Below are 12,160 nucleotides of genomic sequence, written 5' to 3'. Positions count from 1 at the left end.
CCGCGCCCCCATCCGTCTGTGCGGGGTCCCGGTTTTGGGCCCCCCCCCAAACTCCTTTTTTAACCCCCCGTTGGGGGCGTTTGCCCCCGGTTGGGGGTCGTTTGCGGCCGCCTAACCGCCGCAAACCCCCCCCACTCGCCACTGCGGCAGCACCCGGCCCGTGAAAAGCGAGCTCGCCCGTTCACGGCGGTGAACGGGCGAGCTCGTCGATCTGCGGTGATTCAGTGGATTTCGGCGGGCGCCTTCCTGATGGCGTCGGCCGGGGCGGGCCGCAGCATGGCGGCGAGCCGGTCGGCGACCTGCTCGTCGAACAGGCCCTTGGCAGCCATCCAATCGTCGTTGTACACGGTGTCCAAGTACCTTTCGCCGCCGTCGCACACCAGGACGACGATGGTGGTCTCGGGCCCGGCGGTCCGCGCGCGTTCCAGGGCCTTGTAGACCACGCCGCCCGCCGAGCCGCCGATCAGGATGCCGAAATTCCTTGCCAGATAGCGACACGTCTCGAAGGCTTCCGAGTCGCTGACCTTGATCCCTTCGTCGATCAGCTCGTAGTCGAGGACGTCGCAGATTTCCGAGACTTCCGGTGTTCCGGTGCCGGTTTGGTGGTAAGGCGCTTCTTCGCCGCCGAAAGCGATGGAACCCACCGGCTCGACACCGATGATCTTCAGATCCGGGATGTGCTCCCGCAGGGCGCGGCCGGTGCCGGAGAGTGAACCGCCGGTGCCGACCGCTCCGAACAGGTAATCGATGTCCCGGCCAAGGTCGTCACGCAACTCGCGGGCGAGTGGCCGGTATCCGTTGGGGTTTCCCGGATTGCTGTCCTGCGCGGTGCAGAACGCGCCCTGTTCGGCGGCGAGCCGTCGCGCCGTGGCGTAGCGTTCGGCGGTGGCCAGGCCGTCCTCGTCTCCGGAGACATTGAGCAGTTCGGCGCCGTAGGCGAGCATGCCGCGCAATTTGTCGACACTGGCGTGGTTGTCCACCACGGCGGTGAACTTGTAGCCACGTTCGGCGGCGATGAGCGCCAAACCGATCCCGGTGTTGCCGGACGTGGCCTCGACCAGCCAGCCGCCGGGGGCGAGCAGTCCTTGCTCCTCGGCCTCGTCCACCATGTTCCTGGCCATCCGGATCTTGGCGGTGCCGGTGGGGTTGTACTGCTCCATCTTCAGCAGGACCGTTCCCGCCCCGTCCGCCACCGCCAGTCTGATCAGTGGCGTTCGCCCGACCAGATCGGACACCCTGTCCTTGATCATCGCTTGCCCTTCGCGCAGATCTCCGTCAGGCACCTGACGAAGACGTCGTTCTCTTCGGGGGTCGACAGTGAGGCTCGAATGAAGGTCTCGTATCCCGGCTCGCGCCACGCCTTGACGATGATTCCGGCGCGGTGCAGCTCCTTCGCCACCCGGTCGGAGCCGTGGTCCGTGTCGACGAACACGAAGTTGGCCGAGGACGGCGCCACGCGGAACCCCGTGCGGCGCAAGCGATCCGTGATCCTGGCGATCTCGAGGCGGGTCCGGTGGACGGTGTCCGCCAGATGCGCGTGATCGCCCAGTGCGGCGACCGCGGCCTCCTGGGCCAGCTGGTTGACGTTGTAGGGAGTACGAACCCGGTTCAGCGCGTGGACGAGGCCGGCGTCCGAGGCGACGCCGAACCCGACCCGGATGCCCGCCAGTCCGTAGGCCTTCGAGAAAGTGCGCAGCACGATCCACGGCCGGTCCTGCCCGCGCAGCACCGCCAGCCCGTCGGGGTACTCCGGATCGGGACGGGCGAACTCGCAGTAGGCCTCGTCGAGCACCAGCAAGGCCGACTCGGGTGTGTCGGCCACGACGCGCTCCAACTCGCCGGCGTCGAGGATCGCGCCGGTCGGGTTGCACGGATTGGCGAGGAACACGAGTTTCGGGCCCGCGGCGAGGGCGTCGCGCCAGGCGCCCGCGTCGAAGCCGAACCCGGCGGTGACCGGGACCTTTTCGACCCGGGCGCCCATCATGCGCGGGAAGATCTCGTGCAGGCTGAACCCCGGCGCCTGGGTGGTGACCAGGTCACCCGGATCGAGTACGGCCTGGCACAGCAGTTCCAGGATGTTCTCCGAACCGTTGCCGAGCACGACGTGGTCGGCCGGTACGCCCAGCTTCCGCCCGATGGCCTCGGCCAGCCGTTTGCCGGTGGGATCGGGATAGCGGGAGAAACCGTCGGCCAAGCGCAGCCGCATGGCTTCGGTGACCGCCGGAGAGACACCGAACGGGCTCTCGTTGTTGGACAATTTGATCACGCGGCCGGTGCCGCCGACCCGGGCCACCTCGTCCGGGTCGGCGCCTGGATCGTAGGCCGGCAGGCCCAGAACCTCTTGGCGTACCAAGGAGTGCGAGGTCGCCGGTGCGAGGACGTGATTCATGGGACGATCGCCCCCGGATGCCGGGGCCTTGGGAAGGCGCCGGTCTCGATCGTGCCGGTGCTCACCAGAAGTTGACCCTTTCCCCGCGCCCGGCCGCCAGCGCGAGATCGGCGATGTACCGGCCCAGCGCGGCGTCGGTGACCGCCATCCCGCTGTTGTAGGCGAAAACCACGTCGCCGGGGTCCCGCCGGGCGGGCGTGTGGCCGAGCAGGATGTCCGGCAGTTCGGCGTCCACCGGTGGCAGGCTGCCGTCCGGGGCACGCAGCTTGCCGCAGGTGACGTGCATCTGGGTGGTGTTGGTGGCGATCCGGTAGTCCGCGCCGTGGAACACGTCGTGTACGCCGTATCCGAGCAGCACGGAGATCGATCCCGGTTTCACCCAGTCACGCTGGACCGTCTGCGTCACGGACAGGCCGGAGGTGCCGATCAGGATGTCGGCTTGGCCCGCTGCCTTCTCCAGGTCGTCGACGATCTCGACTTCGCGGCCCTCGACGCTGTCCTGTACGGCGCGCAATCCCTCGGGATAGGTGCCGAACACCTGCAGGCGCTCGAGGTCCGGCAACGCCGCGAGCAGCATCGGCAGGGCGATCTGCCCCTGCACGCCGGTACCGATGACCAGGGCGCTGCGGGCGTCCGGGCAGGCGGCGCGGGCGAACAACGCGCTCGTGGCCGACGACCGCAACGGCCCGAGCTTCACCACGTCCATCAGCGCGATCGGCGCCCCGGTGGTGTCGTCGGCGATGAAGATGAAGGAGTGGAACCGGTATTCGTCCCGCCGGCGGCTCGGATCGAACTCGTAGACGGCCTTGAAACACACGGTGTCGCTGGCGGCGTCCCTGGCCACCATCGAATAGCTCAGCGAGTGGTCGTCCGGGTCTTCGATGATCGTCTTGACCGGGCTGTCCGATCCACGTTCACGCACCGCGCAGTAGGCCTGTTCGACGACCTTGAGCACCTGCCGGTAGTCGAAGTCCAGCCCTTCTTGCTGTGACTGCGGCAGCAACCACAACTGGCCGGGCTCGGCGTAGCTCTGTGACATTCGGGATTTCTCCTTTGTTTCGAGGCCGCTCAGATTCCGTCGAGTCGCCAGCGTGGTGGCGTGCCGCCGTCGCCGAGCCGGATGACGGCCTTCGACGGCAGCGGGGTGTCGTGGAACCGTGATTCGAGGAAGTCCATGTGGTAACCGGCCGTGTTGAGATAGACCAGGTGATCGCCGGGCCGCACGGGCCGGGGGAAGCCGATCTTCCGCCAGGTCACCATGTCGTTCTCCAGACAGGTCGAACCCGCGACACAGGCCGGGAACAACTCGTCGGCGGCGGGTTCGGCGGAGAGCAGCACGGGATCCGGGAGATAGTCGGTGTTGAACCACGGTTCGCTGAGGCTGAGGCTGTTGCCCGCGACGGTGACGATCGCGTACCCGTCGGTGTCCCGCCGGTCGTCGACCTGCTGTGCGCGGTACACGGTGAAACCGGCCTGGTCCAACATGGACCGGCCGGGCTCGACGATGAAGCGGATGCCGTTGCGGGCCGCCTTGGCCGACAGGCTCTCGTTACCGTCGACGGGGTGGTCCATGAGCGTGCGCGCCGCCTGAGCGGTCGGCTGCCCGCCGTACGGGTAGAAGTAGAAGCCTTTGGCGGCCTTGGTCCCGTGGTAGTGGGCGGGCTCGTTCTGCAGGAGGAACTCGTCCCAGAGCCGCGGTTCGACATAGCGCATCGGTAACCCGCCGCCGATGTCGACCACTTCGGCGGAGAGGGCGCCTCGCCGTCTGGCGTCGAGGCAGTGCTCGATCATCTCGTTCGCCGCCGTCGCGCGTTCCTCCGGTGAATAACCGTTCAGGTGGAACGAAAAGCCTTGAAAACGCACATGGTCCGAGAGGTCGAGGCACAGGCCGACGGCCGCGTCGCGTTCGGCCTCGGCCATACCGAAGCGGCTGCCTGGTTGACCGGCCGTCCGGGATCGCAGCAGCACCCGGACCCGCCGTTGGGCGAGCCGGGCCGTCGCGGCCAGCCTGCGGAGTTCGCTGATCGAATCGATCGCGACCAGGCAGTTGTGCTGGACGGCGAGAGAGTGCAGGGCGTCGTCCTTTTCCGGGCCGGAGACGCCGATCCGGTGGCCGGGCACTCCGCCGGCCAGTGCTTTGACCAGTTCGGGCGCGCTGGCGGCGTCGATTCCGGCATCGAGGGCGGCGGCCGAGGAGACGAAGCAGTCCGCCTTGTTCGCCTTCTTGGCGAAGAGGATGTCGACGTCGGCCCCCGTCTCGGCGAACGCTTGCCGGAGACCGGTGATGTTCTCCTCGAAGACCTCCGGCAGCACGACGTGCAGAGGCGACCCCAGGCCGTCCAGAAGTTCGGTCAGCAGGGTCCGGTGATCGTCGAGGAGCGAGGAGACGGCGGGATGTCGGAGAGCGGTGAGCGGGAAGGGTGGGACAGCGGTCAGCAGGGACCCTTGTCCTTGTCGAGGCATGGGCACATCCTTGTTCTACTGCAAATGGTTATCATGTGCAATAGGCCGACCGGTCGCCTGTGACCGGGCGGCATGGGTGGTCGATGTCGCTGGGAGGCAAGGGAAAACGGCTCGTGATGGGTCGATCGCCACCGTTCCCGCCCTGTGGCCGGAGACGCTGCGCTGCTCCCCGCGCGTCATCTGTGACCTCGTCGCGATCACCGCCGAGACTCTTCGCTGTCCGCGCGTGTCCTGCTATCGTGCGCTTAATGAAAATGAAATCGGGTATCAGTGTCATGACCGCGGCGATGCTGGTCGCGCTCGCGGGCTGTGCGGGCGGCGGGGCCTCCGAAGCGGGCGGGCGGGAAGCGGCGGCGCAACCGGGGGCGACGGCCTATCCGTTCAGCATCAAGAACTGCGGCATCGACGTGACCTTCGAGGCGGCGCCGAAGAGAGCGGTCACGATGAACCAGACGGCCGCCGAGATCCTCATCCATCTTGGAGTGGGGGACCGCATCGTCGGATCGGGTTACGAGAACTTCAAGGTGCCGGACGATATCGCCGAGCAGTACAAGAAGATCCCGATCCTGTCGGCACCCAAGGACACGATCAAACACGAGAAGCTGCTGGAGGCGCAGCCGGACTTCGTCTACAGCTCCTTCGCGAGTTTCCTCACCGCGGCACAGGGCGGTGAACGGGAGCAGCTGCACAAGCTGGGCGTGCCGACCTACGTGACCGAGTTCGACTGCGCCAAGCACGTCAGCGTCGCCAACGCCGACTTCCCGATGCTGTACGAGGAATACCGGCGGCTGGCCAAGATCTTCGGTGTGCCGGCCGCGGGGGAGAAGCTGGCGTCCGAACAGCAGGCCGTGGTGGACAAGGCGCTCGGCAAGGTCAAGAAGCGGGACAAGCCACTGAAGGTGATGTGGTTCTACTCCACCTACGCGGGAACCCCGTGGGCGGCAGGCCCCGGTGGGCTGCCGCAGCGCGTCTCCGAACTCGTGGGGGTGAAGAACATCTTCGACGACGCGTCGACCAAATGGGCCGAGGTGAGCTGGGACGAGGTCGCCGCCCGGAATCCCGACGTCATCATCCTGGCCGACTTGACCCGCGGCGAGCCCAACGACACCGTGCAGGAGAAGCTCGACCTCCTCAAGAAGGATCCACTCACCAGCAAGCTCGGCGCCGTGGCGGGCAACCGGTTCATCACCCTCCCCGGCGCGCAGATGGATCCGAGCTACGGCAGCGTGCGAATGGTTCCCGCGCTCGTCGACGCCCTGAACGAAATCCCGTGAGCAGCCTGCCGTTATGACGACGAGTTCAGCCAAGACCCCGGGCACGGACCGCGGGGCGGTTCCGGCGCGCCCGCGGCGTGTCCCGACGGTGTTCTTCTTCTTCGTGGCCGCCGCGGGGCTGCTCGTGTCGATCGTCGCGGCGTCCCTGTTCGGGAGTGCCGAGATCGGTCCCCTCGACGTGGTTTCCGTGATCTTGCGGCATGTCGGCCTCGACGGGATGGCCCCCACACCGCCGCTGCCGAGACTGCTGGACGCCCTGATCTGGGAGTCCCGCTTCCCTCGGGTGCTGCTCGCCGCGGCCGTCGGCACGGCGTTGGCCGTCGCCGGCGCGGTGCTGCAAGCGATCACCCGGAACCCTTTGGCGGACCCGTATCTGCTGGGGGTGTCCTCCGGTTCGTCCACCGGCGCGGTGGCCGTTCTCCTGCTCGGCGTCGGCGGAGGAATCTCCCTCTCGACGGGGGCGTTCGTCGGCGGTCTGGTCTCCTTCGGCCTGCTGCTGGCACTGCTCGGTGGAGGGCGGGTGGCCAGTCCTTCCCGGGTGGTGCTGACCGGCGTGCTCGTGTCCCAGTTCTTCGCCGCGGTCACGTCGGTCATCCTCATGGTCAGCGGGGACGCGAACTCCACCCGTGGCTTCACCTACTGGCTGCTCGGCACGCTGGCCGGTGCCCGGTGGGAGGGGGTGACCGTCACCGTCGTGATCATCCTGGCCGGCGTGTTCGCCATCCTGTTCTTCGCGCCGGCACTGGACGCCTTCACCTTCGGCTGGGACTCCGCCGCCGCGCTGGGGATCAACGTCACCGCGGCCCGGATCTGGCTGATGGTGCTGACCTCGGTCATCACCGCGGCCGCGGTGGCGTCCTCCGGTGCGATCGGTTTCATCGGGCTGCTGATCCCGCACGCCGTCCGCATCCTGGCGAGTCCGATGCACCGCCTCCTGCTCCCGCTGTCGGCGATCGTCGGCGCCATCTTCCTCATCTGGGTGGACACCTTCGCGCGCACCGTGTTCTCCCCGCACGAACTACCCGCCGGCGTCATCACCGCGCTGCTCGGCGCGCCCGCGTTCGCGCTGGTCCTGAAGCGTCTGGAGTCCTGATGGGGCGTATCACCGCCAACGAACTGTCCTGGTCGGTCAAGGGGCACCGGCTGCTCGACAACATCGACCTGGCGGCGCACGACGGAAAGATCGTCGGGTTGCTCGGGCCCAACGGCTCGGGCAAGTCCACCCTGCTCCGCCTGCTCGCCGGCTTGCGCCGCCCCGACACGGGAACCGTCCTCTACGACGATTCCAGCCTGCGCGACCTCGGCCGCCGCGTGCTCGCCCGGCGGCTCGCCGTGGTCGAGCAGGACGTGACCGCGCACAGCCACGTCAGCGTCCGCCAGGTCGTGGAACTCGGCCGCACCCCCTTCCGTGGCCGTTTCGACGCGCTGACCGAACGCGATCGGCACATCGTCGACGCGGCGCTGGCACGGGTCGACATCGCCGACAAGGAGCACCAGAGCTGGCACACCCTCTCCGGGGGCGAGAAACAGCGCACCCAGCTCGCCCGCGCTCTCGCGCAGGAGCCGCTCGAGATCCTCCTCGACGAGCCGACCAACCACCTCGACATCCGGCATCAGCTCGAACTGCTCGACCTGCTGACCACTTTGGGGGTCACCTGTGTCGTCGCCCTGCACGACCTCAACCTCGCCGCCCGTTACTGCGACCACGTCGTCATCCTCGATCACGGGCAGGTCGTCACGGCGGGCGCACCCGAGACCGTGCTGACCGCCCCCTTGATCGAGTCGGTCTACGGCGTCGACGTGGTCATCGACCGCGAATCCACCACGGGCGCCCTCCGCGTCACCTATCTGTCCGCCGCCGGGAAAGTGGCCGGCGGGGCACGCGGGCGGGTGACCGCCGGCGACGGGACATGAACGGCCGGGACACCCTCGACTCCTCCGTGCCGGGGCGGCGCACCACCCGGCAACGGACAGCGGTGGTGCGCCTGCTCGACGAGATCGAGGGTTTCCGATCCGCCCGCCACCTGCACGAACTGCTGAGAGAGCGCGGCGAGGACGTCGGCCTCACTACCGTCTACCGGACCTTGCAGACCCTCGTGGCTGCCGGGCAGGCCGACATGCTGCGTCTGGACCACGGCGAGGCCGTCTACCGGCGACGCTCGAGCCGCCGTCATCATCACCTCGTGTGCCGATCCTGCGGGCACGCGGTCGAGGTCGCGGGCCCCGCCGTGGCGGCCTGGGCCCGCCGGATCGCAGGCGAACACGGCTTCTCCGACGTCGCCTACACCGTGGAGGTCTCCGGTGTCTGCGCCCGATGCGCCCGCTGACCGCGCGCGGGGTCGCACGCGAAACTCGGGAGGCGCCGTCCGGGATTCCGGCACCGGATCAGGCGGGCACGGCGGGAACAATTCCCGGCAGGCCGTCGTTGTACCCCATGGTCGAACGTTTTGAGTGTTCGTGTTCTTCAGGGCACGCTCGCACAGAAGTTGTCGCGGGCGCCTCTCTTCTTTCTTGCAGGGCAAGCTGGAGCAGTGGTCGTCTGAACCTCCGGCCCTGGCTCGGCGACCGCCGGGCCCGCGAAAGTGAACGCCTGTAAGGGAAGTATTTTTCATGACTCAAGGCACTGTGAAGTGGTTCAACGCCGAAAAGGGCTTCGGCTTCATCGCCCCGGCGGAGGGCCCGGACGTGTTCGTGCACTACTCCGAGATCGACGGCGGCGGTTTCCGCAGCCTCGAAGAGAACCAGCACGTCGAGTTCGAGATCACTCAGGGGCAGAAGGGCCTGCAGGCCAGCAACGTCCGCATCGTCTGATCACCCCACGATCACCAGGGCGGGACGCCGTACGGGTGTCCCGCCCTTTCGCGCGTTTGGCGCCGCCATCAGCGGGTATCCGTTCCCTGGTCGCCCAGGCACGAAGAAGACAGGTTGGAAAGAGCGATCGAGCATGACACGAACAGTTGAATCTCCCCGAAAACATGGGCAGCGTGCCCCTCTGCCCATGCTGTCCGGGGAGCAGACCGATACCGAAAACTTTCTCGTCAAGTTGTTCGCGGTGGTGCCTTTGGTGGCGTTGGCCGCGGCTGTCCCGTTCGCGTGGGGTTGGGGTCTGGGGTGGGTGGATCTCGGTCTTGCGGCCGGGTTCTATTTCCTCACCGGTCTCGGGGTGACCATCGGTTTCCACCGTTATTTCACTCATGGGGCTTTCAAGGCCAACCGCGGCCTGCGGATCGCCCTCGCGGTCGCGGGCAGCATGGCCATGCAGGGCCCCGTCATCGGCTGGGTGGCCGACCACCGGCGGCATCACGCCTTCGCCGACCGCGAGGGCGACCCGCATTCCCCGTGGCGGTTCGGCACCACCCCGGCGGCGCTGGCCCGAGGCTTCTGGCACGCCCATATGGGCTGGCTGTTCGAACGGGAGAAGACCAACGCGCAACGGTTCGCCCCGGATCTGCTCGCCGACCGTGACATCGCCCGGATCGATCGGCTGTTCCCGCTGCTCACCGTGGTGACGTTGCTCGCGCCCGCCGTTCTCGGCGGCGTGATCACCTTGTCGTGGTGGGGCGCGGTCACCGCGTTCTTCTGGGCGAGCCTGGTCCGGGTGGCGCTGCTGCACCATGTCACCTGGTCGGTGAACTCGCTGTGTCACCTGATCGGCGACCGCCCGTTCGCCGCCCGCGACAAATCCGCGAACTTCTGGCCGCTGGCCATCGCTTCGATGGGTGAGTCCTGGCACAACTCTCATCACGCCGATCCGACCGGTGCCCGGCACGGGGTCCGCCGGGGTCAGCTGGACATCTCCGCACGCCTGATCTGGTTGTTCGAGAAAGCGGGCTGGGCGACCGACGTCCGCTGGCCCAAGGCCGACCGGCTCAGCCGCAAACTCAACCCCGGCCACGCCCTGTCACTCCATGGAGTCGGCAAACTGGAACGCGGTCTTCTCGGCGAAACGCCCGCACGAGGGACGAGGCCCCAGCCGGGCGGCTAGCTCGGCACGAACAGGATGCGGGCCGAACCGTCGTAAGGCACGACGATCGTGCCCGAGCGGCCGTTCCGCTCCGCGGTGACGAGAAGCAGCTTCCCGCCCGCTTCGGTGAGCACGTGCAGTCCGCGGTAGCGGTAGCGGAACTTGTCTCCTTCGGCGCTAGGCAGCAGTCGCTCCTGCAGGCCCGGAAGGTTCAGGTGGAGTGGCTCTTCGGTGTCGAGCACGACCGCCGGGCGTTCCTTGGCGATCCGTGTGCCCACGGTCTCGGCGATTCCCCGGCCATACGCGGCCGCGAAGCTGTTCGTCGCCCAGAAGACGCCGAGCAGCGCGATGAGTGTCAGGCAGGCGATCACCACCATCCCGCCCGGACGGCGTTCGCGCCCGCGCACCGCCCGCGACAGCCACACTCCGATCGCCGCGAGCGGGAGGCCGAATCCGAGGCTGACCGGCGTGACACCGGGGAATTCGGTGTGTGACACCTCCGGCCACAGAACCCCGACGACCCCGCGGCCGAAGAGGATCGCGCCCACCGGCACGAGCACGATCGCGACGACCCGCAGCGTGCGTGACCACGCTTTCCGGGCGAGCGCCCGCCGGACTCCGCGTACCGTGAGGTGGACGGCCAGGGCGAGCACCACGAGCCCGGCGAGCGGCGCGTACAGCGCTTCGGCGCCGTGGAGCACCACTTCCGTCGTCGACAGGTCGAGCGCGGTGAGGTCCACGCCGAAGTACAGGTACCGCGCGTAAGTCGCGACGTAGCCGAAATAGAACAGCAGGGCCGCCGCGATGCTGGTCGGCGCCGCGATGGACGCGAACTGGGAAAGCCGGTGCAGCCATGGGCTCGACGGCTCGGCCTCGTCGTTCACGAGGTGGACGTCGTCGTGCTGGGAGTGTTCGACGTGGAGCCGGGCGGGCTCGACGTCGTGACTCCGCCGCGACCATCGTCCCGTGCGGTCACGGTCTCGTCCGCGGTCCACTGGACCGTGGCGGGCAGCTTCGCCGCCGGCACCTGGCCACACGGCTTTTCCTTCGCCGAGCGGCAGACCGCTTGGAAGGTCAGGCGCAGCACGACCTGCTGCCGGGCCCCGGAAAACTTGTCGGCGTACAGCGCGAGCAGACATCCCCGGCCGGATTTGGCCGGGTCCGGTTGCAGGATGCGGCCCTCGCAACCGTGATCGACCGGGTTCGTGTACCCCATCCTCGTGCACTGGTCCCACGCCGTGACCAGCCGGATGCCCCGGCCGACGATCCGCACGCCGGTGATCGTGACCGGGACGTCGGCGCGGTTGTTGTGCCGTTCGGTGCACCCGTAACGGTTGGTGTTCACGTAGATGTCCGGCCACGGGGTGCTGGGGTTGCGGTTTTCGGCGTTGGGGCCGCCGATACGGATGATCTTCCCGCCGGACGACCCGCCGGTGGTCGCACCGGTGGTCTGGCCGGTGGATTCGGTCGGCGGTGTGGTGTACGACGTCGGATCGAGCGTCGGTTCGCCGCGGCCGGAGTCGTCATGGCTTCCGCACCCGACCACCACGGTCGACGCGACCGCCGCCAACATCGACAGTGCCTTCGTCGATCTCATCGTGCCTCCCAATGGAGTAGTCGCACGGAACGATCCGGATGTGACTCAGCCAAGCGGGTGAAATGTCCCGGACGTCCCCCTTCCGGACGCGCAGGCTGTTGGCTTTGAGCATGTCGCGGGCGATGGGCAGATCGCGCGGTGACCCGTTGACGTTGTCGATCAACGCGGTTTCGCCGCCCCAGCCGCCGCCGGTCGCCTCGAATGTGACGAACGGTTCCCCGGCCCGCGGGTTGTGCCCGGCGAACCGCACGATCATCGAGTCCCGTGGCTCGCCGCCGCGACCTGGCCCGGTATCACGGGCGCGAGCGCCTTGACCGCGAGATCGACGAGCATGCCGAGGCTCGCCCGTGGGACCTGAACTGCCTCGAAATCGTCCACAAAGGACTTAAGTCTCGTCGTTCTCGTCGGATTGGGCGCTTTGTGCGGGGGTCGTGAGTGTTTTTCTGACGGCCAAAAGCACTCACGACCACTGC

General features: G+C 67.9%; 13 protein-coding genes. 6 read left to right on the top strand and 7 right to left on the bottom strand.

From position 1 onward, the window contains the following. Positions 1-221 precede the first annotated feature (221 nt). The 4 genes from ACFWIW_RS27090 to ACFWIW_RS27075 form a co-directional block, all read right to left on the bottom strand. Positions 222-1,250, bottom strand: a complete 1,029-nt coding sequence (locus ACFWIW_RS27090) for a PLP-dependent cysteine synthase family protein (RefSeq protein WP_378371050.1) — start codon at positions 1,248-1,250, stop codon at positions 222-224. Continuing rightward, on the bottom strand, positions 1,247-2,389 hold the full coding sequence (hisC, locus tag ACFWIW_RS27085; RefSeq protein ID WP_378371049.1) for a histidinol-phosphate transaminase: 1,143 nt from the start codon (positions 2,387-2,389) through the stop codon (positions 1,247-1,249). The genes ACFWIW_RS27090 and hisC overlap by 4 nt, the downstream gene beginning before the upstream one ends. Before the next feature lie 61 nt (positions 2,390-2,450). Then, positions 2,451-3,428 (bottom strand): ornithine cyclodeaminase, encoded by a 978-nt coding sequence (locus ACFWIW_RS27080; RefSeq protein ID WP_378371048.1) that lies wholly within the window; start codon positions 3,426-3,428, stop codon positions 2,451-2,453. A 29-nt stretch (positions 3,429-3,457) separates the two neighbouring features. Continuing rightward, positions 3,458-4,852: an alanine racemase gene (locus ACFWIW_RS27075; protein WP_378371047.1), complete on the bottom strand. Its 1,395-nt coding sequence runs from the start codon at positions 4,850-4,852 to the stop codon at positions 3,458-3,460. Between the two features lie 254 nt (positions 4,853-5,106). On the opposite strand from ACFWIW_RS27075, the gene ACFWIW_RS27070 reads away from it, so the two are divergent. From ACFWIW_RS27070 to ACFWIW_RS27045, 6 genes are all read left to right on the top strand, one after another. Next, positions 5,107-6,126, top strand: coding sequence for an ABC transporter substrate-binding protein (locus ACFWIW_RS27070; protein ID WP_378371046.1), 1,020 nt, complete (start codon positions 5,107-5,109; stop codon positions 6,124-6,126). Between the two features lie 13 nt (positions 6,127-6,139). Continuing rightward, the gene (locus tag ACFWIW_RS27065; protein ID WP_378371045.1) at positions 6,140-7,219 is read left to right on the top strand and encodes a FecCD family ABC transporter permease; all 1,080 of its coding nucleotides are present in this window, start codon (positions 6,140-6,142) and stop codon (positions 7,217-7,219) included. Beyond that, on the top strand, positions 7,219-8,040 hold the full coding sequence (locus ACFWIW_RS27060) for an ABC transporter ATP-binding protein (RefSeq protein WP_378371044.1): 822 nt from the start codon (positions 7,219-7,221) through the stop codon (positions 8,038-8,040). Before ACFWIW_RS27065 ends, ACFWIW_RS27060 begins: the two co-directional genes overlap by 1 nt. Further along, a complete protein-coding gene (locus tag ACFWIW_RS27055) occupies positions 8,037-8,453 on the top strand; it encodes a Fur family transcriptional regulator (protein ID WP_378371043.1) in 417 nt (138 codons plus the stop codon). Before ACFWIW_RS27060 ends, ACFWIW_RS27055 begins: the two co-directional genes overlap by 4 nt. A gap of 283 nt (positions 8,454-8,736) precedes the next feature. Next, positions 8,737-8,937 carry a cold-shock protein gene (locus ACFWIW_RS27050; RefSeq protein WP_378371042.1) on the top strand — a complete coding sequence of 67 codons (201 nt, stop codon included), beginning with the start codon at positions 8,737-8,739 and terminating at the stop codon, positions 8,935-8,937. A 187-nt stretch (positions 8,938-9,124) separates the two neighbouring features. Further along, positions 9,125-10,111, top strand: coding sequence for an acyl-CoA desaturase (locus ACFWIW_RS27045; protein WP_378371041.1), 987 nt, complete (start codon positions 9,125-9,127; stop codon positions 10,109-10,111). Here the strand turns inward: ACFWIW_RS27045 and ACFWIW_RS27040 are convergent. From ACFWIW_RS27040 to ACFWIW_RS27030, 3 genes are read right to left on the bottom strand one after another with little or no spacing between them, the layout of a single operon-like run. After that, the gene (locus tag ACFWIW_RS27040; protein WP_378371040.1) at positions 10,108-10,974 is read right to left on the bottom strand and encodes a hypothetical protein; all 867 of its coding nucleotides are present in this window, start codon (positions 10,972-10,974) and stop codon (positions 10,108-10,110) included. The genes ACFWIW_RS27045 and ACFWIW_RS27040 overlap by 4 nt on opposite strands. After that, the gene (locus tag ACFWIW_RS27035) at positions 10,971-11,687 is read right to left on the bottom strand and encodes a hypothetical protein (protein ID WP_378371039.1); all 717 of its coding nucleotides are present in this window, start codon (positions 11,685-11,687) and stop codon (positions 10,971-10,973) included. The genes ACFWIW_RS27040 and ACFWIW_RS27035 overlap by 4 nt, the downstream gene beginning before the upstream one ends. Next, the gene (locus ACFWIW_RS27030) at positions 11,614-11,943 is read right to left on the bottom strand and encodes a hypothetical protein (protein WP_378371038.1); all 330 of its coding nucleotides are present in this window, start codon (positions 11,941-11,943) and stop codon (positions 11,614-11,616) included. Before ACFWIW_RS27030 ends, ACFWIW_RS27035 begins: the two co-directional genes overlap by 74 nt. Positions 11,944-12,160: the final 217 nt, after the last annotated feature.

The sequence above is a fragment of the Amycolatopsis sp. NPDC058340 genome (assembly GCF_042723975.1).
Lineage (GTDB): Bacteria > Actinomycetota > Actinomycetes > Mycobacteriales > Pseudonocardiaceae > Amycolatopsis.
Note: the sequence above shows the minus strand (reverse complement) of the source record. Positions and strands in the feature narration are given on the sequence as shown.

What these genes read in the sequence shown, in the direction of transcription:
- ACFWIW_RS27090 (WP_378371050.1), bottom strand. Translation starts at nt 1,250, where the DNA reads ATGATCAAGGACAGGGTGTCCGATCTGGTCGGGCGAACGCCACTGATC.
- ACFWIW_RS27070 (WP_378371046.1), top strand. Translation starts at nt 5,107, where the DNA reads ATGAAATCGGGTATCAGTGTCATGACCGCGGCGATGCTGGTCGCGCTC.
- ACFWIW_RS27030 (WP_378371038.1), bottom strand. Translation starts at nt 11,943, where the DNA reads ATGATCGTGCGGTTCGCCGGGCACAACCCGCGGGCCGGGGAACCGTTC.
- ACFWIW_RS27035 (WP_378371039.1), bottom strand. Translation starts at nt 11,687, where the DNA reads ATGAGATCGACGAAGGCACTGTCGATGTTGGCGGCGGTCGCGTCGACC.
- ACFWIW_RS27080 (WP_378371048.1), bottom strand. Translation starts at nt 3,428, where the DNA reads ATGTCACAGAGCTACGCCGAGCCCGGCCAGTTGTGGTTGCTGCCGCAG.
- ACFWIW_RS27075 (WP_378371047.1), bottom strand. Translation starts at nt 4,852, where the DNA reads ATGCCTCGACAAGGACAAGGGTCCCTGCTGACCGCTGTCCCACCCTTC.
- hisC (WP_378371049.1), bottom strand. Translation starts at nt 2,389, where the DNA reads ATGAATCACGTCCTCGCACCGGCGACCTCGCACTCCTTGGTACGCCAA.
- ACFWIW_RS27060 (WP_378371044.1), top strand. Translation starts at nt 7,219, where the DNA reads ATGGGGCGTATCACCGCCAACGAACTGTCCTGGTCGGTCAAGGGGCAC.
- ACFWIW_RS27045 (WP_378371041.1), top strand. Translation starts at nt 9,125, where the DNA reads ATGCTGTCCGGGGAGCAGACCGATACCGAAAACTTTCTCGTCAAGTTG.
- ACFWIW_RS27065 (WP_378371045.1), top strand. Translation starts at nt 6,140, where the DNA reads ATGACGACGAGTTCAGCCAAGACCCCGGGCACGGACCGCGGGGCGGTT.
- ACFWIW_RS27055 (WP_378371043.1), top strand. Translation starts at nt 8,037, where the DNA reads ATGAACGGCCGGGACACCCTCGACTCCTCCGTGCCGGGGCGGCGCACC.
- ACFWIW_RS27050 (WP_378371042.1), top strand. Translation starts at nt 8,737, where the DNA reads ATGACTCAAGGCACTGTGAAGTGGTTCAACGCCGAAAAGGGCTTCGGC.